This window comes from Marinimicrobium sp. LS-A18 (genome assembly GCF_000463525.1).
Lineage (GTDB): Bacteria > Pseudomonadota > Gammaproteobacteria > Pseudomonadales > Cellvibrionaceae > Marinimicrobium > Marinimicrobium koreense.
Genome location: NZ_AWEP01000006.1, coordinates 188,573 through 213,828, shown reverse-complemented (window position 1 = coordinate 213,828; position 25,256 = coordinate 188,573). Strand labels below are relative to the sequence as shown.

Sequence of the window (25,256 nt, the reverse complement as noted above, 5' to 3'; positions counted from 1 at the left end):
CTTACCCGCCCTACGCGAGCGGCTGCACGCGCTCTAACGTGGGTCGTATGTGGCCGAACGGAGGTTAAGACCCACCTCAAAACGGTACGACGTGCGTGTCCTGCGGTGACGCGTGTTTCGCAATTAACGCGCCCCATATAGGTTGCGTAGGGCGGGTAAGGCCAAAGGCCGCACCCGCCGTTACCAAACCCTACGGCAATTCCCGCAACTTGATATTACGGAACCACACCGGGTCATCGTGATCCTGGAGAACCACATGCCCCTCCGGGGTCGCCGCAAAGGCCTCCCAATCGGCAAACTTGCTCTCGGCGATCATCGCCTCCCACTCCGGTGTGCCCATCTCGGCTTCCACGACTTTAAAGCCATTGAGCCAGTGCTCGATCCGCCCATTATCCACCACCAGACGGGTGCGGTTCCACTCGCCGGCCGGATTCACGGTGACCGGCGTGGCGGCAATCAGGTCATAGAGATCGGCGGCCCGATGGGTGTAGATTTCACTGTCCGGGTGGCCAATGTTATCCAGCAGTTGGTACTCCGGGCCACTCATATAGGGCGCCTCCAGCGCCGGCGACTCATCCACGCTGTAGATGATGCCGCTATTGCCGTTGCGCGCCAGCTTCCACTCCAGGTACAGCTCGAAGCTTGCCAGAGGTTCGTCGGTGATCACCACATCCCCACCGGGGCGACCATCGTTGGCCTGCATGTGCAGGGCACCATCGTCCACCACCCAGCGCTCACCCAGGGTATCGGCGTTGTAGTTGCGCAAGCCGTTGAGGGTTTTGCCGTCAAAGAGCAGCTCCCAGCCTTCGGACTGCTCGGTCTCGGTCAGTTGATTGTGCTGGGGCTGACGACCTTCAAGCGCCACCGGTTGGTCTTCCGGAATGGCGTTGAGGGTGTACCAGGCTTCCGTGGTCCACAGGCTGTTGTCGGTCTCACTGACAAAGGGCCGGGCGATACGGAAATACACCACATGGTCGGGCTTGAGTCCGCCGAGCTTGAAGCTCACCCGCTTGCGGTCCTCCGACAGGGCAAAACCTTCCACCGGCAACTCGGTGACGTTCTTTTTCGGACCGCCATACTCGGCGGTGGGCTCGTAATACCACTGAAGAATTTCAAAATCCTCGGGGCCGATGTTCTGACCCGCTTTCACCGGCTCGGTAAACTCGATCACAAAGCCGTCGGAGCGGGCGCTGACGCTGAGCATCTCAAAGGCGGTCTCGCCGTTGTAGACCAGACGCTCCAGTCCGTACCACTGTTTTTCACCATCGGCCCAGTTGCCCGGGTTGCCGACGCCACCGACGATCAGTGAACCATCCGGCGCCCAGTCGAGGCGGTTGACGCCGGCTTCCAGCCCCTGGATAAAGCGGAACACGGCGCCCTGCAGACGGCCGTTCACCCGCTCGGCATACACCCGCTTGATGCCGCCGTGGGTCACTTCGCCGTGGATCATCTGGTTCTGGTAAGGGCCGACATTCAGCGGCGCCGGCTCACTTGGGGAATTCCCGATTTCGTCCTGGGGCAGCCAGACCACCGGTTTGGTTTCGGTCAGGTCGGCGGTGCCTTCGAAGTCCACCGAGCGCGAGCCGTACCAGGCCCCCGGCGTCAGTTCGACGATTTTGCTGGCGGGCAACCAGTCGCCCTGGTTATCGGCGATGAAAAGCTCGCCGTCCACACCAAAACCAATGCCGTTCGGCGTGCGCAGGCCGTGGGCAACGAACTCCACCTGCCCGTCAGTTTTACGGATTTTGATGGCCTTGCCACGATCCGGCGCCTGGGGATCAGCACTGGCACCGCCAGAGAGAATCGCGGTGGCCAGAGTGCCGTAGAAATGGCCGTCCTGGTATTCCAGGCCAAAGGCGAACTCGTGGAAATTGTCGGTCACGGACCAGTCCGCGGATACCGAGTGATAAACGTCGATGATCTCATCGCCATTCACATCTTCAAGGCGGGTCAGTTCCTGTTTCTGCAGCACGTAGATATCACCGTCCACGACCTTCACACCGAGCGGTTCGGCCAGGCCCCGGGCGATACGCTTGACGCTGGCCTGTTCGGGCCCCTGGTCGTAATCGCTGACGATATACACCGAGCCTTCCGGATCCCAGGTGGTGATGACCATCCGGCCATCGGGCAGAAAATCAATGCCGCCGACCATGGGTTCAAACTCGTCCGGGCGGGCCTGGAAGCGATCGAAGGCCGGATGTACACCGGCGACTTTGGTCTGGTCTCCGGGAATGGTTTTGACCCGTTCCGGATCGGTAATCACCGGCACCACGTCCCGGCGATCAGCGGCCTGGATCTGCAACATCTCCGCCGGGATGATTTCAAATTCGCCGGTTTCGGGATTGCGCCACTGCATCGACAGGGTCGCGCCGCCGTGACTCTGGAAGTGAATCACCTCCAGTGCGTGGAGCCCCGGCTCAAGGGTAACGCTGGCATCTTCCGGCTCGGGACCATGGAAACCCCAGCTGTCGATCAACAGCTCCTCGTTCAGGTACACCACCGCGCCATCATCACTGATCAGGCGTAGCTCGGTCTCCAGCGTCTCGTCCACTTTCAGATGGGTTTTTACCTGCAGGGCGAAGCGCAAATCCAGAGGCTTGAACGAGGCCTTGTCCGGGAAGTGAATGCGCGACACCCGGGCCACTTCGGACGGGGCCGTGCCACGCAGGCTTTCAATATTGGGTTGATCGCCACTGAAGCGGTGACGGTACACCAGTGCTCCCTCACCACTGGCATCGCTGGGGGTTTCCGCCACCAGTTCCAGCGTGTCGGTGGCCGGCTGATCGAGGTTCCAGCGGGTTTCTCCCTCCGTTTCTTCCTGCAGCGAGAAGATGTAGTCGACCATTTGCTCAGCGTCTTCCTGGCTGAGGTCCGGGTGCGGGCTCATGGGCACATCTCCCCAGTTGCCGGCGCCCCCGAGAATGATCTTCTTAGCCAGCATGGCCCGGTTGTCCGGAGTATTGTCATAGCGCTCGGCAATTGACTGGTAGGAGGGGCCCACCGTCTTGATTTCCGGGTTGTGACAGGCGGCGCAGTCACTGCCTTCAACCAGGGTCTGGCCGGGGTGGTCGCCTTCGCCCGCTTCATCCGGTCGCTCGACCCGAGTCGGATCGGTAAAGGTGCGCTGTACCCGGGTCACGCCGTTTTTCAGCCGCAGGGTCTGACTGCCCTGCCATTCACCGCTGCCGACCAATGACTGGTCCGCCGCCTCGGCCAGGCCGGTCAGGGTCAAGCCCAGCCCTTTGGGCAGACCATTGACCGCGAACTCACGGGTGATGATCAGGCTCTGCTCCTCCAGCCGGGCGCTGGGCTTTTCCCAGACCGTCGCCTTCCAGCCATCCGCTTCAACGTCGTAACGCAGTGCCAGCTGATCGCCGGAATAACGATGACCGCCATACTGAACGCTGGCCCCTTCGGTCTGCCACCGGGCATCCTGGGTCAGGTAGAGGTCGCCCTCGGAGACGGGCTGGGGGCCGTGTCGGGTATCGAAGACCGCGCCGGTAAAGTGCACCGTGCCCCGCCAGGCCTGGTGCAGGTTGCCGGTTTCCACGTCGTACGCCAATTTGATGTCATCGGGCTGACGCACGGTCAGCATGCGAGCCCGGTTATCCAGTGTGGAGCGAAAGGCAATCATGTCGCCCTCCAGCGTCGCCGGGCTGGCGGCCTGGAATTCAGGCGCCGGTTCAGTTTTCTGGCAGGCCTGGCTGAGCAGCAGGCTGCCCAGTGCCGTGGCCAGCAGTGCGGTGCGATGGAGGGTATAAAGGCGTTTCATGGGGTGCTCCGTTTACGTTATTCGATCGATCGGCGACGCCCGGAGGGAGCGGGCCGAGTTCGGGGAAAGTGGCCGAAAATACCACAATACACCTTTTGCAATCGATTGAATACGTATGCAGGCGCCAAGCTGGGTGAAAGAACGGAAAGCGTTCTGCGCGGTGCTGGAGTTAAAAGATAATACGAATGGCCGTTAAGACAGAGAGAAATACCACTCCGGGGTCGACGCTCGGCCCCGGAGTGAGTCGATCAAAAATAGACGGAAAGACTGATGCTGGTGGTGTCTACATCGTCTGCCATCGCGTGGCCTAATCCGATCGACACCGTGTCGGTAAAAAAGTAATCAGCGCCGACTGCAACAGAGGTTTCTGATTCATCGTCAATATTGACGTAACCCAGTGAGCCGCTAATCTCAAACGACTCAGACAGCATTGAGCGAAAGCCGCCTGTCAATCCGTAACCGTTGTCGCTGGCACTTCCGGACTCTCCCATGTAAGCAGCGTCAACTTCTATATCCTCATAGCTCACGATAGCAAACAGATCCGTATTCACTGACAATCCATGACGAAAGCCAAGCCCAAAGGAAACCGTATTAAGATCCATTTCCAAAGTATCGCCGAACAATTCAACATCGTCCGAGAGCCGGGAAAACGCGCCCGCCACAAAAATATTCTCCGACAGCAGCGCAGAGCCACCCAAACCAAAGCCGGTCACAGTTTCACCCTCAACGTCCGCTGATTGATAGGCGACTGACACCTGATTCCACTGAGGACGCTGATCCGCCTGCACCACGCCCGCTGCACATACCAAGGCCGAAGCCAAAATCACTTTTTTCATATTGATCTCCATAAAACCAGTCCTGGTCATTGTTTCACCAGCGCCATCTAGTGTGCACTGAGCGCGCAGTCTAGCACGGCAGAAAACAGCAAAGTTCCATTAACGGAGAACTTCCCCGGTCAACAGATCGCGAATCTGGGAGGGTTGTTTACGTCTGCCGACACGCCCGGGGGTGACATCGTCCAGCCGGTCTTTGAAATAGCGGCGCACCTCCAGAGCGGTGCGGGCGGAGGGTTTGCCGGCCGGGTTGGCGGAGGTGGAGACGATCGGGCCGCCGAAGGCGAGGCTTAAGCCCGCGGCCACCGGATGGTCGGTAACCCGCAGCGCCACCGATTCAAAACGTCCGCTGATCCACTCGGGCACCAGGCCGGCGGTGGGCACCAACCAGGTCACGGGCCCCGGCCAGGTCTCCCGCAACTGTTGTTGCATTCCTCTATCCAGGCGCTCGACCAAGGGCGCGAACTGTTCGATGCGGGCCGCAACCAGAATCAGACCCTTTTCCCAGGGGCGGCTTTTCAGCGCCAATAGCCGCGCCACCGCTTCGGCATTGTTGGGATCACAACCCAAGCCCCAGACCGCCTCGGTGGGATAGGCGACCACGCCACCAGCGCGCATTCGCTTGGCCGCCCGCTGAATGCGGGGGTTGGTGCTCCAGGGAAAAGTGGTGCTCATCGTGGGCGAATCCTCTCAACGGGGACATAAAAGGACGTAGTTTACTGAAAAGGCGCCTAATCGCACAGATTCGCCAAGGCCGTACGCTCAAAGCCCGCCGCAGTTTCGGTGATTGCACCCTTCAGTTGCAAACCAATCAGCAGTGCCGAGAGCTCCCCCACCTCCAAGTCACTGTCGTCCGCCAGTGAATCAAGATCTCTAGGATCGTGACCCAGCGCTTCGAGCACCCGTTGTTCTTTGTCTGTCAGCTCCAGAGATGCTTCCGACGAGGCGCTGAACAGATCGCTCTGATACCCCAGGTAACCGCCAAGCTGCTCGACAATATCCCGCGCGGTTTCCACCAGGGTTGCGCCCTCGCGGATCAGGCGGTGACAGCCCCGGGCCAGGGGGTTATGGATGGAGCCGGGGATGGCGAAGACTTCCCGGTTCTGTTGCAGGGCGTAACGGGCGGTGATCAGGGAGCCGCTTTTGAGGGCGGCTTCCACCACCAGGGTGCCACCACTCAGGCCGCTGATGATCCGGTTGCGCTGGGGAAAGTTCGAGGGCTGGGGACTGGCCCGAAGGGGAAATTCCGACACGATGGCCCCGCCGTTGGCGACAATATCATCCGCCAATTGACGGTGCCGGGCCGGGTAGACGCGATCAATTCCCGTGCCGACCACACCGATGGTAACGCCCTCCACATCCAGGGCGCCGGCATGGGCGAAGCCATCAACCCCCATGGCGAGGCCGCTGGTGATGGCAAAGCCCCGCCCCGCCAGAAAGGCGGCGAACTGGCGGGCATTATCGCGCCCACCAGTGGATGGATTCCGGCTCCCCACCATGGCGATCTGCGGCATGCTCAGGGCGGTCACGGAACCGCGGACAAACAGCAGCGGGGGTGCCCGGCGAATTTCCCGAAGCAGCGGTGGGTAATCGTCATCCTCCAGGCTGAGCACCTGGACTTCGGGATGCTCGGCAAGCCAATCCAGATCCTTTCGCGCACTTCGGGCCAGGGCACAACCACTGGGGTTTCGCTGGTAATCGCCCAGCGCCGCGCAGGCTTCCGGGTCCAGCCAGCCTTTGAGCACGTCGGGGGAGGCTTCTATGACCGCTCCGGCGGAGCCGAAGTGCTCCAGCAGGCGGGCGCGCTTGGCGGCGCCGGCGCCGGGCAGTCGTTGCAATAACAGGTGGGAAAAATGGTGTTCTTCCATGAGGTCCTCGTGTCATCCATGATGCGCGGCCCGGGAGGCGGGCCGCGCGGTCTAACAATCCCAGATCTGATTGAATCAGGGGTTAAGCAGTTTGTCGTTTACGGCCAGCGGGCGCTCGGCTTCCAGTACCAGAGCCAGGCTCATCTTTTCAAAAGTGCGGAAAATCATTACCAGGCCGGCACGCTCGTCCGGCAGGGTAATCCGCTCCCCGGTCACGGGGTCGCGGGTGACTTCGCCGCGCTTGTACACCGCCAGCACGTTACCCACCAGCAGTCCTTCGCGATCGCCCTTGTTCACCATGACCACATCCAGTTTGCCGACCTGGCTAAGGCCACCTTCAACGGCAAGAATTAGGGCATTGATCTCATCATCGGGCGCACTGGGATAGAAATTGGATTCGATTGTGCGCTCTTCACTGGGCAGCAACCGATCTCCCATACGGATTTCTTCCCGAGAGGTCAGCACCTGGACACGGGTAATGTCCTCGTCGGTATTCCCCACGCGAACCGTGCCGATGTTCTGCGCGTGAGTGCCCAGATATTCGCCAGTGATCGGGTCGCGGAAGTGCTCCTCTTTGCGGTACACCCCGTAGTTGGTCATGTCCGTTTCGAAGTCGCCACGCGCGTAGGCGTAATCGCCCTCGCCCACAATGATCCGCTTCTCGGGGCCGGCCACCATGTAGGGCGCCGCCTCAAGCTCCTCTTCCGAGACAATCCGGCTGCGCGAGAGGAAGCTGTTAATCCGGTCGAGCGGGATGGTGCTGATTGCCTCGTCGCGGGGCAGCACCCGGACACTCGGACTGAGCTTGGTCTCACCAGGAGCCAGCTTCACGGGGCGATCCACGGTCAATCGGGGCTCGCCATCGATGTACACCAGAGAGATGACATCGCCCGGGTAGATCAGGTGAGGGTTCCGAATCTGCTGGTTTACGTGCCATATTTCCGGCCATAACCAGGGGGTCTGGAGGAATCGGTTGGAAATATCCCAGAGCGTATCGCCCTTCTGGACAATGTATTCGTCCGGATGGTCACTCCGGAACGCGGCCTCGTCCGCCCAACTCAACATGGCGAACAGCGGGACCAGCAGGAGCCCCAGCATCAACTTTTTCATAGAAACCGATCCTGTATTGTTAGGCCCGGGAGTGCATTGGAACCCTTCAGCCCGCTTCAATGATCCCCTGGGGACCCTCGAGGCGTATTGGTACCTATTGAATTAGGGTAAAAAGGCCCATACCGGTTATAATCCTGACACAGAGCTGACAACACGCGTAGCGGCTGTCGTCATTATTGGCGGCGCAACACCCGCGCGCTACCCGAAGCATAGCAAGTAAACGCTGTGCGATCATCATGTTAGCAACGCTTTTTCTTCTTTTACTAGAGGTTTGTCACAAAGATTATGGCGAAACTCGAGATTCTGGAATTTCCCGATCCTCGTCTGCGCACCGTGGCCAAGCCGGTCGCCGAGGTGGACGACCGCATCCGCCAGTTGGTGGACGACATGTTCGAGACCATGTATGCCGCGCCCGGCGTGGGTTTGGCCGCTTCTCAGGTGAACGTACACGAGCGGGTCGTGGTCATCGATGTGAGCGAAGATCAGAGCCAGCCGATGGTGTTCATCAACCCGGAAGTCACGGTGTTGGATGAAGAGACCCTGCGCCCCTATGACGAGGGCTGTCTGTCCATTCCCGGCTTTTACGAGACCGTGGAGCGCCCGGAAAAAGTGCGTGTCAACGCGCTCGATCGTGATGGCAAGCCGTTTGAGCTGGAGCCGGATGGCCTGCTGGCGGTGTGCATTCAGCACGAGCTGGACCACCTGAACGGCAAGCTGTTCGTGGACTACATCTCCCCGGTCAAGCGTCAGCGCATTCGCAAGAAGCTGGAAAAACAACACCGTCTGCGGGCCTGATTGCGGTCCGCCCCAACCTCATCGAGCCTCATGTCCGACTCTGATTCCCTCGGCGGCCTGCGGATTGTCTTCGCAGGCACTCCCGATTTTGCCGCTCATCACCTGCGCACACTACTGGCAGGGCCACACCAGTTAGTGGGTGTTTACACACAGCCCGACCGACCCGCCGGACGAGGCAAGAAGTTGCAGGCCAGCCCGGTCAAAGCCCTGGCCCTGGAACACCGCTTACCGGTATTCCAGCCGGAAACCCTGAAATCCGAGCCGGCCCAGGCCGAGCTGGCCGCCCTCAACGCGGACATCATGGTGGTAGTGGCCTACGGCCTGCTACTGCCGAAAGCCGTGCTCGACACACCGCGCCTGGGTTGTATCAATGTGCACGCCTCGCTGTTGCCCCGCTGGCGGGGCGCGGCGCCCATTCAGCGCGCTATTGAGGCCGGCGATGCCGAATCCGGCGTCACCATCATGCAGATGGATGTGGGCCTGGATACCGGCGACATGTTGGTCAAAGCCCACTGCCCCATCGGTCCCGATGACACCGCCGGCACGCTGCACGACCGGCTGGCCGAGCTCGGCGGCCCCGCCCTGATGACGGCTCTGGAACAGTTGGCCCAGGGCTGTGCCCAGCCCGAAGCACAGGATGACGCCCAAAGCACCTACGCCCCCAAAATCACCAAGGCCGAAGCGGCGCTGGACTGGGCACGCCCGGCCACCGAGCTGGCCCGACAGGTGCGCGCCTTCAACCCCTTCCCGATCTGCCATACCCGCCGCGCCGAGTCGACCGACAGCTTTCGGGTCTGGGAAGCCAGGGCACTCGCCCACGACGGCCCGGAAGCCCCCGGTACCGTGTTGTCTGTAGGCGAAGCCGGTATCGGCGTGGCCTGCGGGGAAGGCCAACTGCAGCTGACCCGCCTGCAATTACCCGGGAAAAAAGCCCTGCCGGTGGCCGAACTGCTGCGCGGCCGGGCCGATCTGTTTACCCCCGGCGAAGTACTTGCCCGACCGGAGCCCGGCGTATGAAGGTGCGCACGGCGGCCGCCAAGTTACTGGCCGACCTGTTGCGCCAGCAGGGCTCCCTGGCGAGCCTGTTGCCGGATTACCAGAGCCGGGTACCGGAGCGCGACGCCCCGCTGCTGCAGGAACTCACCTACGGGACCTGCCGCTGGTATCCGCGCCTGAACGCCTACCTGGGTCAATTGCTGGACAAGCCGCTCAAACCCAAAGACGGGGACGTTCAGGCGCTGCTGCTGCTCGGGCTCTACCAACAGTTGTACACCCGCATCCCCGATCATGCGGCGATCGGTGCCACCGTGGAGAGCACCCGCGAGCTGAAAAAGCCCTGGGCCAAAGGCCTGGTCAATGGCGTCCTGCGGCGTTTTCAGCGCGAGCGAGAAGCACTGGATGGTGCACTCGCGGACGATGACCGCTTTATCACTGCCCATCCCAACTGGCTGCTGAAACGCCTGCGCCATCATTGGCCCGAGCAGGCGGAGGCTGTGGTCGCGGCCAATAACGGTCACCCGCCCCTGACCCTTCGGGTGAATCCGGCCTACGCTGCCCGGGAGGAATACCTGTCGCAGCTGCGCGAACAGGACATCGAGGCCAGCCTCACCCCTTTCAGCCCGGTCGGGATTACCCTCCAAACGCCCTGTCAGGTAACGGCCTTACCCGGTTTTGAGGACGGTGGCGTCAGCGTCCAGGACGAAGCGGCCCAGCTCAGTGCCGAACTGCTGGAACTGGCACCCGGACAGCGGGTGCTGGACGCCTGCAGCGCCCCCGGCGGAAAAACCGGACACATCCTCGAAACCGAACCGGGCCTGGCCGAGGTCGTCGCCCTGGACAGCGACGCGCGCCGGTTGAACCGGGTGCAGGAGAATCTCGACCGCCTCCGCAAGCAGGCCACCCTGCGCTGCGGCGATGCCGGCCAACCGGACCAATGGTGGGACGGCACCGCCTTCGACCGCATTCTGCTCGATGCCCCCTGCTCGGCCACCGGCATCATCCGGCGTCAGCCGGATATTAAAGTGCTGCGCTCGGCCGCCGACATCGACCGACTGAGTGCTTTGCAGGGACGCCTGCTGAGCGCGCTATGGTCCACCCTGAAGCCCGGCGGCGTGCTGGTCTATGCCACCTGTTCGATTCTGCCGGAGGAAAACACCCAGGTCGTGGAGGCGTTTGTACAGCAACATCCGGACGCCCGGTGCGATACGTTCGAGGTGGACTGGGGGCTCGCACAACCCTGCGGTCGCCAGCTTTTACCACAGGACAATGGCCACGACGGTTTCTATTACGCCCGACTGCGCAAGATCGGGGAGAAAAACCACAGCGTTTAAGGCAGAATACGGCTTTCGGTCACACTGCCTGAACGCGTGATCGCGCCGAATCACGACGCGCGACGCCAGGGGACTCAAGCTAGCCTATGAAAATCATTATTCTCGGCGCCGGACAGGTCGGCGGCAGCCTGGCAGAACACCTCGCCAGCGAAGCCAACGACATCACGGTGATCGACACCAACGACGTGCGCTTGCGCGAATTGCGCGACCGGATCGATATCGGCGTGGTGACCGGTGAAGGCTCTCACCCGGACGTGCTGGTGCAGGCGGGTATCGAAGATGCCGACCTGCTGGTGGCGGTCACCAGTAATGATGAAATCAATATGGTCGCCTGCCAGGTGGCTCACAGTCTGTTCCGCACGCCCACCAAAATTGCCCGGGTGCGCTCCAACGCCTACCTGACCTACGACAAACTCTTTACCGACACCGCCATCCCCATCGATGTGCTGATCAGCCCGGAGCAACTGGTCTCGGATTACATCTTCCGCCTGATCGAACAGCCCGGCGCCCTGCAGGTGCTCGACTTTGCCAACGGCAAGGCCCAGTTGGTGGCGGTCAAGGCGTATCACGGCGGGCCCCTGGTCGGCCAGGAGCTGCGCTTTCTGCGTCAGCACATGCCCAATGTGGACACCCGGGTGGCGGCCATCTATCGACGCAATCGCGCGATTGTGCCCCACGGCTCCACCGTCATCGAGGCGGATGACGAAGTCTTTTTTATTGCCGGAAAAAATGACATTCGCGCGGTGATGAGTGAACTGCGCCGGCTGGAAACCGCCTACAAGCGGGTGATGATCGCCGGCGGTGGCAACATCGGTTTGCGGCTGGCCAAAAAACTCGAGGGCCGCTATAGCGTTCGGGTGGTGGAGCACAATGAGCGGCGCTGCCGCCAGCTCTCCGAACAGCTCGAGCGCAGCATCGTGCTGCAGGGCAATGCCTCGGATCAGGACCTGCTGCTCGATGAAAACATTGAAGACACCGATGTGTTTCTCGCCCTGACCAATGACGATGAAGCCAACATCATGTCCTCCATGCTGGCCAAACGCCTCGGTGCCCGCAAGGTCATGGCGCTGATCAATAACCCCGCCTACGTGGACCTGGTCCAGGGCGGGGAGATCGATATCGCCATCTCGCCCCAGACCACCACCATCGGCAGCCTGCTCACCCACGTGCGCCGGGGCGACATGGTCAACGTGCACTCCCTGCGCCGTGGCGCGGCGGAAGCCATTGAGCTGATCGCTCACGGCGACAGTCAGTCGTCCAAAGTGGTGGGGCGGGCACTGGAAGACATCGACCTGCCCGAAGGGGCCAACATCGGGGCCATCGTGCGGGAGAAAGACGATGAAACCAGTGAAGTATTGATCGCCCACGACCACCTGGTGGTGGAGCCGGGCGATCATGTAATTGTGTTCCTGCTGCACAAGCAGCATATTCGCGACCTGGAAAAGCTCTTCCAGGTCGGTTTTACTTTCTTCTAGCGTCGGGACGACCATGCAATTTGCCACCATCGCACGGGTTCTGGGCGTACTGCTGATGCTGTTCAGCCTGACGTTGTTGGTGCCCATCAGCGTCTCGCTCTGGTTCCACGATCAGAATTATCTGACCTTCCTGATCGGCTTTGTCATCACCTTTGGCGCCGGCGCGGCGACCTGGTTGCCGGTGCGCGGCCGGCATCAGGACCTGAGAACCCGGGACGGGTTTCTGATTACCGCGCTGTTCTGGTTTGTGCTGGGTTCCTTCGGGGCCATCCCCCTGTATTTCTCCATGGGGCTGGATCTGTCCGTTACCGACGCCATTTTTGAATCCCTGTCAGGGCTGACCACCACCGGGGCAACGGTCATCAGTGGACTGGACGCCCTGCCCCCCTCCATTCTGTATTACCGCCACCAGCTTCAGTGGCTGGGCGGCATCGGGATTATTGTGATCGCGGTGGCAATTCTGCCACTGTTGGGCATTGGCGGGATGCAACTGTATCGGGCCGAGGCGCCCGGTCCGGTCAAGGACAACAAGCTGACACCCCGTATTACCGAAACCGCCAAGGCGCTGTTTCTGATTTACGTGGGCTTTACCATTACCTGCTTCTTTGCGTATAAGCTCGCGGGCATGACCTGGTTTGAATCGCTAGGGCACAGTTTTTCCACCGTGGCCAACGGTGGGTTCTCAAGCTACGACGCCAGTCTGCGTCACTTCGATAGCCCAGCCATTCTATTGATCTGTTCTGTATTCATGCTGATCGCGGGCGCCAACTTTGCGCTCCATTTCGTGGCATGGCGGGAAAAAAGTCTGCGCCATTACCTGGCCGATGCGGAGTTCCGTTTTTACTTCGGCTGGATCATAGCCGGCACGGCGGTCACGGTTGGCTTTCTTTACTTCAGTCAGACCATGAACTTCAAGGATAGCTTTGTTCTGGGTTTTTATAACCTGGCCTCAACGCTCAGTACCGCCGGCTTTGCTGCTGATTTCACCGGCTGGCCATCTTTTCTTCCCTATATGCTGTTCCTGCTTGCCTTCCTCGGCGGTTGTGCCAGCTCAACCGGTGGCGGCATGAAAATGATACGGGTACTGCTCCTGTACAAGCAGGGGGTGCGCGAAATCAACCGATTGATTCACCCCAATGCCGTCATGCCCATCAAGGTGGGTAAAATCAGCGTTCCCGATCGCGTGATTGAAGCGGTATGGGGATTTTTCGTGATGTACGTGGTCATGTACATCGTGATGTTTTTATTGCTACTGATGACCGGGCTCGACCTCGAAACCTCGTTCTCCGCCGTGGGCGCCTGTATTACCAACCTTGGGCCCGGTATGGGTGCCGTTGCCAGCAACTTTGGCAGCATCAGCGACCCGGCTAAATGGATTCTGACTTTTGCCATGCTCCTGGGGCGCCTGGAAGTCTTCACTCTGCTGGTGCTGTTCAGCCCGATGTTCTGGCGGCGATGAGTTGAGCGGGACTCGGCCCGCCCAGCCTTGAACGCACAGTGAAATTTATAGACAGTCGGCGATGACTCCGGCACCGGCGTTGACCGCCACATGATCCGCCACCGTTTCCAGTGGGACCAGGGTGTAATCGTAAGGCGGCTCATAACTGACGGTGGACTCCGGATCCGGCCCGGCCGTTACATCACCATCCGTCGCGGCAACCCACTCGACATTCACAAATTGGTTTTCACCCAGATCCCAATAACCTATCTCGTCGCTGAACCAGGAGCCGATCGGGTTCTTCGAGTCCTCAAATAGATTGCCGTCGATCTTGATGGTCGCACCCATTCGCGAATTGATGCCGGTACTGATCACGCCTTCATAATGATTGTTGAAAATATGGCCTTCACCAAACCGGAACAGAGGTAACCGAGAATTGGCATTGAGCCAATGGTTACCATGGAAGGTTACCCTCCGGTGCGCACTGTCCGAGTCGCTGCTGCCCCACAGCGAGGTTTTCCAGCTGTCCCGTAGAATGTTGTAGGAAATCGTCACGTTGTCCACGTTCTTTTTGCCACTGACCAGCTCGTCGTAAAAATCCTTGTTCGTATTCAAGTCATTGTAAAAGGTATTGTGGTCTATCCAGACATGACTGGCCGGCCCTTCCAGGCTGATGTGGTCTTTGTCACCGATACTGACGTAGCGCATGGTCAGATTGCGCACAATAATATTGTTCGCCCGCCAGATTTTGATACCAATACCATCAAACAGCGCATTGCTGCCCACGCCAATAATCGACACATCATTCATATCCTTGATGCTGAATTTATCGTCCGGCGAATTCTCCGACGTGATGGTGCCGTCCACATAGATGATCAACGGTTGACTGCCCTTGTTGTCCAGCGCCGACGCCAACTCGGCGCCGGTGCTCACCGTCACTTCACCGCCTCCGGCACCGCCCGTGGTGCCGTCACCAAGCGCAGCGAAACCCTGGACCTGATTGGCCTGATCACAGGACAGCCGTTCGGCATCGGGCAGGTCATCAGAGCTGGCATTGGACGAGCTGGAAGAACTCAGGGTGCTGGAGCTCTGCATGCTGCTCTCGCTACTACTGCTATTGTTGTCCTCGCTACTCGACGATGCCAAGCTACTCGATGGATTGCTGCCGCCTTCGTCGTTGTCCGAGCCGCCGCAGGCGGATAACGTCAGTGCCAACAGCAGATAAAGTAATGGATGGGTTGTTTTCATGGTTCTCTCACTTTTATTTTATTGTTGCCATAAAAAAACCCCACTTTCGCAGTGCCAGACACTCGTACAGCGGGGTTCCTGTTGTGGTCTCGGGCAAGGCAGGCCCGAAACGGGTTCAGTAAACGTTAGTCGGCTGCGTAGCCGGTAATGTCTCCCAACCCTTCAGGCAGAGCGCCTTTCAGGTCACTGGGCAAGTAATCAGATTCGGTGGTCCAAACCAGCCAATCAATCTTGCTCTTGTAGGGATGACCACCGCCATCGCCAATGCGCACAAAGTTGTCGCCGGCACTGCTGGCCGCCCGCATCTGAACATCCAACAGGCTGATAACCGGCTCGTCGTTACCATCCACGAAGATACGCACGTTACCGTGGGTTGCACTGTTCATGGTCACGCTGATCTGGTAAGTGTGGTACGCCGTCATATCCAACTGATCGTAATAGTCCGGCGAATTGTCGTTGACCGGATCGGCATCTTCCAACTGGATACCCACCGCGCCTTCCTGATTTCGAAGCAGGGTTTTCAAACGACTGCCCGCTTCGCCTTCATCGGCAAAGGCGGTTTCGATTTCGAGCAGCCGGCTCTCCTCATTATAACCCTGCACTCGGGCTACGACGGTCAAGTACTTGGGATACCCTTCCGGCAAAACGCCGCGCAGCGTGGCGTGATGGCGCAGATTGACATCACTGGTGGTGTCGATATCGATGGTTCCATCACCGTTGACGGTGAAGTAATCCATGTCGGTATCGCCCCCCAGCTCAAAGCTGGCGTTGCCGCCCGCTTCCAGCGCGATGGAACCATCGGCATCCGGAGCCAGCTCACCATCAAATACGCTCCAGGCGCCCGGAGGATCTTGGGGGTCGGTATTGAACGCTGGGGCGTCATTACCACCATCAGGCTCCGGCAGGTCAAGACACTCGTCAATTACACCTACCCCTACATTAGCCATCGCTTCATCCTCAACTTTCGATATTGGGACTACGTACTCCCTTACCTGCGAAGCCGGCATGATGTCGTACGCGTAGCCCGGGATATAGGACGTTGTGGACTCGTCTTGAGCACCCCGACATTCACTGCCGGTACTCGGACAGCTTCCGTCGGCGTCTATGTTTTCAAAAATGTTGTCCTCAACATCCCAGAATCCGACCTCCGAACTATCAATCGAAACAATCGGATCTTTCACATTCTCAAACACATTTCCGTCAATTCGCATCTCGGCGCCCATACGGGAGTTGATGCCTGACCCGGTCACGTTGTGATAGTAGTTGTTGAACACATGCCCTTCACCATAGCGAAACAGCGGTAAGCGCGAGTTCACGTTGTGCCAGTAGTTGTGGTGGAAGGTGATGGTTCGACCGGCATCTTCCTCGGGGCCATCTGACGAGCCCCAGAGCGAGGTCTTCCAGCTATCGTGCATGTAGTTATAGGAGATGGTCACGTTCTGTACCGCACCGCGGCCGCTGACCAACTCGTCGTAATAATCCTTGTTGCAGTTTTCGTCCAGACCACAACCCGCCTCTTCCGGCGCTTCAAGGCTGTTATACAGCTCATTGTGATCGATCCAGACATTGGTTACCGCACCATCGCGACCATCCATGCTGATCAGGTCACCGGAACCATTGGTTTGCGGAACGTAGCGCATTTCCAGGTTGCGGATGATGATGTTGCTGGCCCCGTGGCTCAGCTCCAGGCCTACGCCTTCAAAGCCGGCACTTTCGGTGCGACCGACAATGGTCACATCCTCACGGCGTACTTTAATGCCGCCGTTGGAATTGTCCCAAGTGATCAGATCGTCAATATAAATCGTCAGCGGCAGATCGGCGTACTGTTCGTCAGTCAGAACATTCTGCAACTGAGCGCCGGTGACCACGCCAACTTCATGGTTACCCGCACCCACATCGGCGCCGCCAGTTACTCCGTCACCCAGAGTGGCGAAGCCCTGAGGTGTGTTCAGGCGCTCGCAGGAGGCCCAGTCACCGTCGTATTCGTTGGGTCCACTGGACGAGGAGGATGAGCTGGTGCTGCTGCTCGAACTGGAAGATGAGCTTGAGGACGGAGGATTGTCGGAGTCGGAGCCCCCACAGGCGGACAGCAGCGCACTGATGGCCGCAACAAGGGCAAGCTTGTTGATAGTCATGGTTGATTACTCTCACTTCGGTTACTGCGTTTAATAATTATTGAAAATACTTATCCGGCGACCTTCTCACCAATCGCCTATTTTTTGAGCATACCACCAAAACAACGCGGGTTTACAGTGGCTTTACGTTTGTTGAAATACGGGCTGATAGGATCAATATGAAACGCGGAGCGGGGGACGTCAAGCGCGTGGGTTGTGCCATTTCAATGGATGTAACCGATTCTCATGGAGCATGCCGGACTGTCAGACACTGAATTCTGGCACCCGGAAAAGGCTATGTATTTTGTGTGCAACCGTTTACATCTGTGTTGGGTTCAGCGAGTATCAGCCACCATAGCTTCCGGGCACAACATCACCCGGTTACGCCCCTGGTCCTTGGCCTGATACAGCGCCCGATCGGTTCGGACAAAGGCATCGATATAGGGCTCACCGGCACGGATCTGACAGACTCCGAAACTGGCGGTCAAACGTACCTGCTCGTCCATTTCAATCCGGGCCTCGGAAACCAGTTGCCGGATCTTTTCCGCCAGAACCACCGCACTTTTGGCATCTGTGTTGGGGCACAGGAGCAGAAATTCCTCACCGCCCCAGCGACAGAGCACATCCTGCTTGCGGGTGTACTGATCCAACAGGTTCACCAACTGGCGCAGAACCTTGTCCCCGGCATCATGACCGTAGGTATCGTTGAAGGTTTTGAAATGGTCCACATCCAGCAGGATCAATGAGATGGGCTGGAATTCGTTCTGGTGAATCATCTGGGACAGACGCTGTTCAAAACCGTAACGATTGTAGGCCCCGGTAAGCGGGTCGCGGGTGGACAGTTGCTTGTAGCGGTCGGTTTCCTCTTTCAACTGCGCATTGCGATTGGAGAGGATATCCAGTTGCCGACGGTGGCGCCGGGTAATCCGGGACAGCAGAACCAACCGATGGATGCCCCAGGCACCCAGCCCCACCAGCCAGATCAGCAGAATGCTCAGGTACCAGGTGGCGGCCGAGATCCACTCACCGACAAAACTCGCTTCCTTGATGATCACATCGTAGTTCCCGGGCTCAAGGTGCTGGGCGTAGCCTATACCCACGGCGATCACGTTGTGAAACGCGGGACGTCGCAGATCCCGCGGCAGGTCTCGAGCACTGCTCCACCAATCTGCCAGAGACAGCTCATCAAAACCGATTCTCAGGGTTCCCCCCAACTCTCCGGCCTTGATGTCGAACTTGTTGAATTGGGCACTGTTGTTATCGTCCGGGTTGGAGTAACGCTCATCGTAATGGCGCATAAAGAACTGCACGTCCTGGTTATGACCCGGGGTTTCCAGCTGTAGCTCGAAGGCCTCAAAGTCGGTCAGATCCAACCCGTGCAGATTGTCTTCGGACAACAAGAGGTTGATGCCGCAGAACACGTAATCGCCCTCGGGCTCAACCCGACAGCGCCAGTGGTAATCCTTCTCCGGCCCGACCCACTCCGAATGGCTCGGCCCGCCCTGCATGGCGTCACCGTAGGGTGCGAGAATGATGGTACTGTCGGCGTGGGGCACCAGTGAGTGCTGCCGCTCGGGAATCAGCGGGTGTGCGGCCACAGCCAGCAAGGTAATGGCAATGGCCACCAGCAAGAAATGCAAGGAGCGACTGGGAGACATGGCGGCGCCGTTTTTGTTGAATATTGCGCCAATTGTAGCAAGCAACCTACTCCTTTGGGCGACTTCCCGGGCCATTTATCAGATTATTCTGCTATGGTTAGCCGGTAGTTATAACCATAAACGAGGTCATACCATGCGACTCATAACTCTGTCTTTCTGTGTTTGGCTGCTGACGGCCTGCAGCCTCCAACCCCACGGCCAATCCGAAGGTTCCGAACCGCAATTGGAACGCCTGAGTTTTACCAGCGCTCTGGATGGCAGCGAGCGGCAGTTTTTCGTGTATTTGCCCAGAGGCTATGAAACTCAAACCGGGAAGGACTGGCCGGTGCTTTTGTTTCTGCACGGCAACGGTGAGCGAGGCAATGGCCGGGACGAGCTGGACTATGTACTGGCCCATGGGCCGCTGTACGAAGCCTGGATCCAGAAGCGGGACCTGCCGTTCATCATGATCGTGCCCCAGCTCCCCATGTTCGGAATGGATGAGCACGCGGATTACCTGCGCAACCGGGACCCGTCTCAAATACCCCAACGATTGGCCGATGGGGTTCCACCCCGCCCGGCGGATTTCCCGACGCCCGAGCCCATGAATGGCGTGCCTGCACCCGCCTCCATGGACGACATTCCCCCCACCCTGCCCAACGGCTGGGATCGCATTGAAGACGACCTGATCATGATGCTCGATCGGATCGAGGCCAACTACCGGGTGGATCAACAACGGGTCTATCTCAGTGGCCTGAGCTACGGTGGCTTCGGTACCTGGTATATGGCCAGCCAGCACCCGGAGCGCTTTGCGGCCATCAGCCCGGTGGTGGGCTGGGGCCATCCGGACCTGATGGCACCCATCGCGGAACACCAGCTCCCCCTATGGGCGTTCGCTGCCGGACGTGATCCGGTCGTCACCATTGAGCATTTTTACCCCGGGCTGAACGAGCTGGAAAAGCTCGGACACCCCGCGGTGCGCTTTACCAACCACGAGGACATGGGCCACGATGCCTGGACCCGGGTGTACCGCAGCGAAGACCTGTACCGCTGGTTGTTGGGGCATTCCCGGGCGGACGAACCCTCAGGGGAGTAAGTTGGCCCAGGCCTTGGTGCCAGGATCAATTTTTACATCTCCCTCATGACGGCCGGGAATGGGTGCAAAGCGCAATGCCTGCTTGGCACCCACCTCCGAGGCGAAGTAGCCCCAGAGGGTCAACTGCTTGATCATCCGGTAATAATCGGCGTCGCTGTCCTGCTCCAGCGCCAATAACAATTGCTCTCGTTGACCCGGTGTCAGTGACCGAACATCGGTGTTGAACTGAGCCTGGCTGCGCTGCTGCAGATCGGCCAATCCTCGCAGAAAAACCTGTTGTTCCGCCGGCGTGTAGTAACCGCTGACCATCGCCTGCATAAAAGCGCCGATACCGGCGGCTTTGGCACCGGGTGAATCCTCGGTGCTGGGCAGAATGGTCTCACCAACGTCACTGAGCAGTGCCACCTCCGGTTCGGCCAGCACGGGTTGAACGGCCGTAGGCAATGCGCCGCTTAAAAAGGCGGACGCACCGAACACCTGGGTGGCCGATACCAGACCCAGCGCACCCATCATCGTGTGTAATGCCTGTCTGCGATTCATCTCGCCCCCTTACAGATTGCGTTTATTGAGTTGATCCACCGCGTAATGCGCGGCCCGGGCCGTCAATGCCATATAGGTCAGGGACGGATTCTGGCAGGCGGACGAGGTCATGCAGGCGCCGTCGGTCACAAACACGTTGGGCACCGCATGCAGCTGGTTGTGACCATTGAGCATGGAGGTTTTGGGGTCACGCCCCATGCGGGCGGTGCCCATTTCATGAATGGCGAGCCCCGGGGCCTGCTCACTGTCAACGGTCTGGATGTTTTTGTAGCCGGCTTTTTCCAGCATTTCGGCGGCGCTGTCGCGAATGTCCCGGGTCATATGGTGCTCGTTGTCCGAATAATCGCAGTCCATATTCAGCAGTGGCATGCCCCAGGCATCGGTCTGGTCCTTGCTCAGGGTCACTTTGTTGTCAAAGCGCGGCAGAAACTCCCCCATGCCGGTCATATTGATCCGCCAGGGGCCCACTTCACTCATCTTGTGTTTGAACTCGGCGCCGAAGGGAGCGTCACCCTCCTGGACATTACCCTGCGCCCGGTAGGCGCCCACGGAGTATGAGAAACCGCCGATGTACTGATCCTGCTTATCATCAAAAATATTCCGGAACCGGGGCAGATAAGTGCCGGTGGGACGACGGCCGTAATAGTAACGGTCTTCCAGTCCCTCCACTTCGGCACTCGCCCGGGCGCGGTAGTTGTGATCCATCAGGTAGTGCCCGAGCACCCCACTGTCGTTACCCAGACCGTTGGGGAAGCGCTCGGAGGTGGAATTCTTCAGAATCAGGGTGGTGTTCAGCGTACTGGCGTTGACGAAAATGATGCGTGCGAAGTACTCGGTCACCGCCTTGGTTTCGGCGTCGATTACCCGGACACCGGTGGCACGCTGTTTCTGCTCGTCGTAGATGATGGAGTGCACCACCGAGTGTGGGCGCATGGTCAGGTTGCCGGTGGCCGCAGCGGCCGGCAGGGTTACCCCGTTGCTGCTGAAATACCCGGTAAACGGGCAGCCCCGGGCGCAACGGGCCCGGTACATGCAGGGCCCGCGTCCATTGTGATGTTGCGACAGGTTCGCGGTGCGAGACATCACCAGATGACGATTGGGGAACTGACTTTCGATGGACTGCTTGAAGTGTTTCTCCACCGCATTCATTTCCATCGGTGGCAGGAATTCACCATCCGGAATCTGCGGCAGGCCGTCGCGGTTGCCACTGATACCGGCAAACTTTTCCACGTGGCTGTACCAGGGGGCAAGGTCCTGATAGCGGATGGGCCAGTCCACACCGACGCTGTTGCGGGCGTTGCTCTCAAAGTCGAAATCGCTCCAGCGCTGCACCCAGCGCGCCCACATCAGCGACTTGCCACCGACCTGATAACCGCGAATCCAGTCAAAGGGTTTGCTCTGCAGGTAGGGGTGCTCGGCGTCTTTGACAAAGTGATGGGCGGTCGCCTGATTGACCGCGTAGCAGCGCGACAACACCGGGTTGGCGGCTCTGAACTCCGCGGACATCTCCCCGAACAGGGGCAGATCCCAGGCCTCTTTGTGGGCGGTGGGGTAATCTTCAATGTGCTCGATGTGCCCGCCCCGCTCCAATACCAGCGTCTGCAGGCCCTGCTCACACAGTTCCTTGGCCGCCCAGCCCCCGGAAATACCGGAGCCGATGACGATGGCATCGTAGGTATGCGATTGCTTGCCCGCTCCCAGAATGGTCGCGCTGACCTTGGTTGTCGCCATAACCACACCTTATCGTTATTGATCAATTTCGGGGTACACTGCCCCCACTGGCGAGCCATTATTACCCACCTGTGCAACAAATGAAACCGGTTGCACGGTCAAAAAATGCTCGCTAGACTGACCCAACCATTCAAAATCGACAATAAAGTGAGGACTTATGGACCGGATACAGCCAGGCCGCCGCCAATTCCTGAAAGGCGCCGCCGCCCTCGGTGCCGCCGTTGCAGCGGCCTCCACCCTGCCCGGATGTGGCAGCCTGATCGGCAAGCGCAATACCTTCGATATTTCCCTGGCGCAGTGGTCCCTGCACCGCCGCTTCTTCAGCGGAGACGCCAACCCCATGGACTTCGCGGCCATCACCCGGCAGGAATTCGGGATTGGCGGCGTCGAGTACGTCAATCAGTTCTACAAGGACAACCTCTCCGACGCTCTGGTCCAGGACCTGCGTCAGCGGGCGGATAATGAGGGCGTGCGCAGCCTGCTGATCATGATCGACGGCGAAGGCGCCCTGGGTGCCCCCACCGAAGCCGATCGGAAGCAGACCGTGGACAACCACAAAAAATGGGCCGACGCCGCCCACGCCCTGGGCTGCCACTCCATCCGGGTAAACGCCCAGAGCCAGGGCAGTTACGACGAACAGCGCGAGCGCGCGGCCGACGGCCTGGTCAAGCTGGCGGAGTACTGCGAACCCCTGGGCCTGAACGTACTGGTGGAAAACCACGGTGGTCTGTCCTCCAACGCCCGTTGGCTGAGCCAGGTGATGGAAACCGCCAACCACCCCCGGGTGGGCACCCTGCCCGACTTCGGCAACTTCACCATCAATCGCGACACCGGCGAAAGCTACGACAAGTATCAGGGCGTGCGCGAGCTTATGCCCTATGCCAAAGCGGTGAGCGCGAAGAGCTATGCCTTTGATGCTCAGGGCAATGAAACCAGCATCGACTTTCACCGGATGATGGATATCGTCATGGCCGTGGGTTACAGCGGCTGGGTGGGCGTTGAGTACGAGGGCGATAAGCACTCGGAAGCGGAAGGGATTATTCTGACGCGGGATTTGTTGCGGTCGATCAAAGGCTGACCTTAAACGGCTGTCCAAACAAAAGAAGCCCCGCAAACGCGGGGCTTCTTTTGTTTAGGGTATCAAGAAAATCCTTTTTCTTGGGTCGCCCTTCTTACATCGGCTCAACAATCAAGTTATCGATGTCGATGGCGCAGCCGGACTCGCAGCGGAACTGCAGGAACGACTCTGTCGTACCGAGATTTTCAGTAATCTCGTAGACGTAGGTTTGCCCAGCTTCATAGGTACGAGAATCTACATTAACGATGCGAGAATCGAAGTCATGCAGAGAGTTACTTGAGCTGGTCGTATTGTTATCCAGATATACAAAGAAGTTCGCAGTTGCATCTTCTTCCACTGGAACGGTGTTTACCGCAACCACATCAAACTGAATGCGGAACGGCTGACTCAGATCCATATCACCTTGGGGTTCAGTGGTTTCGGACGTAGTGGCGGCCCGAGTCCGGTCACCCGCAGTGATCCGAGAAGAATCAAAGCTCAGAACACCATCCATCACAGCAGTTGTACCACCGGTCTCATAATAGAAAGAGGTACTAGCGTCAGTGGACACATGGCGATATTCAGTGCTGTAGAAGTCTTCTGATGTAATGCCCTCAAAAGCTTCATTGATCAGCCCTGCGTCTCCACCATTAGAGTCCTGATACTGGATTACAATATCGCTCAGCGTGATGCCCAGCTCAGAATCCGGCCCCTCAGGCTGACCACAGCCTGAATCACAGCGGAACTGGAAGAAAGAAGTAGCAGTGCCCACATCGGACTCAATGACTACTTCCTGACCATCTGTGAGGGTGTCCAGCGTAGCGGAGTAGATGGTAGTAGCGTCTTCATGCACTGAATTCCAACCATCTTCTGCACTACCGGTGCCAGACTCAGTGTTGTTCACGTAGATCATGAAATTGCCACCAGCATCGTTCGCCTTGTTGACGGTGAAGCTGACGGTATATGGCTGGCTCAAGTCGATTCCGCCGACGGCCTCCAGACCGGTGCCTTCATCATGACCAACATAGAACCGACCATCGCCCCAGGTAATCGCGTTATTCGCAACATACATGCGGGAAGAACCAGCGCGCGGGTTGTAGAACGGCTTGGTCAAATCATCCGGGAAAGCCAGGAAGATTTCGTTTTCCTCGCCGAAGAACTCTTCGAATGTCATGTCGAGGTTAACGCTCAGCGGCAGACCTTCGAATGCAACACCTTCGAACTGCGGAGGCTGCACATACTCTTCGTTGACTTCACAGGTGGCGTATTCCACGGCATCACCCGCCTGATGCTCTACCACCAGGTTACTGATCACCGCGTAACCGCCGCTGCTCACCCGCAGCTGCAAGTAAGAAGTGGGAGTACCCACAGGCATGCTATCGCCATCCAGTGCCGGGATAACAGCAATGGTATCTCCGACACGGTTGCCTTCATTATCCATCATGTAGGCATCACCAGGAACATCAACGACTACGCGATTACCGGCCTGGAAAGTACCGATTTCTTCTCGCAACAGTAACGAAGCAGTGCTCCAGAGTGAGTCAGCTTGGCGACCACCACTGTTGTTGTCGACGTAAAGCTCCAGATTACTGAAACCAGAGCCCCAGGGGCCGTTGTCGTTCAAGCAGAAAGAAACGCGGTAGGGTTCGCTCAGATCCAGCTCACCCCAGCTGCCCAGCTCAGCGGTAGCACCTTCGGCACCATCACTGGTATCGCTCTTTCTGTCGTTGGCGTTTTCGTCCGTCAAATCGGACAGAATCTGACCGATGCTCATGCGAGCACTGTCAATCAATGCGAGATAGCCGTTACCCGCCATCCAACTGGTAGACTCAGGATCAACTTCGCCGATGGACACTTCCCCGGTGTCGGGGTCTTCAGCCCACAAGCAGCAGGTCGGGTAATAGAATGAAGGATGTGGATCGGTCAGCGTGGATTCATTGCCATCCTCATCCACGATAGTGTTGGATGCTGGAGTATTCAGTGCTTTGTAGGAGTCACTGAAGAAGTCAAGCGTACTGGTCGCTTCGAAGTTCTCTACCAGAGGCAAGGTTTCAGCTTGAATTTCAATCTGAGTGCCTTCCTCGGGTGGATCATCTTGTGGGATGTCATCGGGGTCGTCATTACCGCCCCCGCCACCACCACCGCCGCTACTACCACCGCAAGCGACCAGGGTGCTACCCAGCATTAATGCTGCTAATAATTTAAGTTTCAT

Annotated in this window: 18 protein-coding genes; 7 read left to right on the top strand and 11 right to left on the bottom strand. The window is 58.8% G+C overall.

Translation table 11 applies throughout. The features are described 5' to 3' along the window. Window positions 1–190: 190 nt before the first annotated feature. The 5 genes from N645_RS0112270 to N645_RS0112250 all read right to left on the bottom strand — a co-directional run bounded on the left by N645_RS0112270 (window position 191) and on the right by N645_RS0112250 (window position 7,583). Window positions 191–3,772 (bottom strand): family 16 glycoside hydrolase, encoded by a 3,582-nt coding sequence (locus N645_RS0112270; protein ID WP_024461812.1) that lies wholly within the window; start codon window positions 3,770–3,772, stop codon window positions 191–193. A 248-nt stretch (window positions 3,773–4,020) separates the two neighbouring features. Further along, window positions 4,021–4,620 (bottom strand): outer membrane beta-barrel protein, encoded by a 600-nt coding sequence (locus tag N645_RS0112265; RefSeq protein WP_051174459.1) that lies wholly within the window; start codon window positions 4,618–4,620, stop codon window positions 4,021–4,023. A gap of 87 nt (window positions 4,621–4,707) precedes the next feature. Beyond that, window positions 4,708–5,280, bottom strand: a complete 573-nt coding sequence (locus N645_RS0112260; protein ID WP_024461810.1) for an L-threonylcarbamoyladenylate synthase — start codon at window positions 5,278–5,280, stop codon at window positions 4,708–4,710. 56 nt (window positions 5,281–5,336) lie between these two features. Next, window positions 5,337–6,473 (bottom strand): DNA-processing protein DprA, encoded by a 1,137-nt coding sequence (dprA, locus tag N645_RS0112255; RefSeq protein WP_024461809.1) that lies wholly within the window; start codon window positions 6,471–6,473, stop codon window positions 5,337–5,339. 75 nt (window positions 6,474–6,548) lie between these two features. Then, entirely contained in the window at window positions 6,549–7,583 is a 1,035-nt protein-coding gene (locus tag N645_RS0112250; RefSeq protein WP_024461808.1) for a LysM peptidoglycan-binding domain-containing protein, read from the bottom strand. Window positions 7,584–7,868: 285 nt separating this feature from the next. Between N645_RS0112250 and def the strand changes: the two genes are divergently transcribed. The 5 genes from def (at window position 7,869) to N645_RS0112225 (ending at window position 13,642) form a co-directional block, all read left to right on the top strand. Further along, the gene (gene def / locus N645_RS0112245) at window positions 7,869–8,378 is read left to right on the top strand and encodes a peptide deformylase (RefSeq protein ID WP_024461807.1); all 510 of its coding nucleotides are present in this window, start codon (window positions 7,869–7,871) and stop codon (window positions 8,376–8,378) included. Between the two features lie 30 nt (window positions 8,379–8,408). After that, entirely contained in the window at window positions 8,409–9,395 is a 987-nt protein-coding gene (fmt, locus tag N645_RS0112240; protein ID WP_024461806.1) for a methionyl-tRNA formyltransferase, read from the top strand. After that, window positions 9,392–10,708 carry a 16S rRNA (cytosine(967)-C(5))-methyltransferase RsmB gene (gene rsmB / locus N645_RS0112235; RefSeq protein ID WP_024461805.1) on the top strand — a complete coding sequence of 439 codons (1,317 nt, stop codon included), beginning with the start codon at window positions 9,392–9,394 and terminating at the stop codon, window positions 10,706–10,708. Before fmt ends, rsmB begins: the two co-directional genes overlap by 4 nt. A gap of 86 nt (window positions 10,709–10,794) precedes the next feature. Further along, entirely contained in the window at window positions 10,795–12,183 is a 1,389-nt protein-coding gene (gene trkA, locus N645_RS0112230; RefSeq protein ID WP_024461804.1) for a Trk system potassium transporter TrkA, read from the top strand. Between the two features lie 13 nt (window positions 12,184–12,196). Then, window positions 12,197–13,642, top strand: a complete 1,446-nt coding sequence (locus N645_RS0112225; RefSeq protein ID WP_024461803.1) for a TrkH family potassium uptake protein — start codon at window positions 12,197–12,199, stop codon at window positions 13,640–13,642. 45 nt (window positions 13,643–13,687) lie between these two features. Here the strand turns inward: N645_RS0112225 and N645_RS0112220 are convergent, their stop codons facing one another. The 3 genes from N645_RS0112220 to N645_RS0112205 all read right to left on the bottom strand — a co-directional run bounded on the left by N645_RS0112220 (window position 13,688) and on the right by N645_RS0112205 (window position 18,641). After that, window positions 13,688–14,869, bottom strand: coding sequence for a polysaccharide lyase family 1 protein (locus tag N645_RS0112220; RefSeq protein WP_036161331.1), 1,182 nt, complete (start codon window positions 14,867–14,869; stop codon window positions 13,688–13,690). Between the two features lie 125 nt (window positions 14,870–14,994). After that, window positions 14,995–17,004: a polysaccharide lyase family 1 protein gene (locus N645_RS17835; RefSeq protein ID WP_024461801.1), complete on the bottom strand. Its 2,010-nt coding sequence runs from the start codon at window positions 17,002–17,004 to the stop codon at window positions 14,995–14,997. A gap of 314 nt (window positions 17,005–17,318) precedes the next feature. After that, a complete protein-coding gene (locus N645_RS0112205; protein WP_024461800.1) occupies window positions 17,319–18,641 on the bottom strand; it encodes a GGDEF domain-containing protein in 1,323 nt (440 codons plus the stop codon). 133 nt (window positions 18,642–18,774) lie between these two features. Here N645_RS0112205 and N645_RS0112200 point away from each other — a divergent pair, with 133 nt between their 5' ends. Beyond that, window positions 18,775–19,716 carry an alpha/beta hydrolase-fold protein gene (locus N645_RS0112200; protein ID WP_024461799.1) on the top strand — a complete coding sequence of 314 codons (942 nt, stop codon included), beginning with the start codon at window positions 18,775–18,777 and terminating at the stop codon, window positions 19,714–19,716. Here N645_RS0112200 and N645_RS0112195 read toward each other — a convergent pair. Both N645_RS0112195 and N645_RS0112190 read right to left on the bottom strand, forming a co-directional pair. After that, a complete protein-coding gene (locus tag N645_RS0112195; RefSeq protein WP_024461798.1) occupies window positions 19,705–20,256 on the bottom strand; it encodes a gluconate 2-dehydrogenase subunit 3 family protein in 552 nt (183 codons plus the stop codon). The genes N645_RS0112200 and N645_RS0112195 overlap by 12 nt on opposite strands. A gap of 9 nt (window positions 20,257–20,265) precedes the next feature. Further along, window positions 20,266–21,987, bottom strand: a complete 1,722-nt coding sequence (locus N645_RS0112190) for a GMC oxidoreductase (protein ID WP_024461797.1) — start codon at window positions 21,985–21,987, stop codon at window positions 20,266–20,268. 157 nt (window positions 21,988–22,144) lie between these two features. Between N645_RS0112190 and N645_RS0112185 the strand changes: the two genes are divergently transcribed. After that, entirely contained in the window at window positions 22,145–23,065 is a 921-nt protein-coding gene (locus N645_RS0112185) for a sugar phosphate isomerase/epimerase (RefSeq protein ID WP_036161329.1), read from the top strand. A gap of 94 nt (window positions 23,066–23,159) precedes the next feature. Here N645_RS0112185 and N645_RS0112180 read toward each other — a convergent pair whose 3' ends face one another. Then, entirely contained in the window at window positions 23,160–25,256 is a 2,097-nt protein-coding gene (locus N645_RS0112180; RefSeq protein WP_152521699.1) for a hypothetical protein, read from the bottom strand.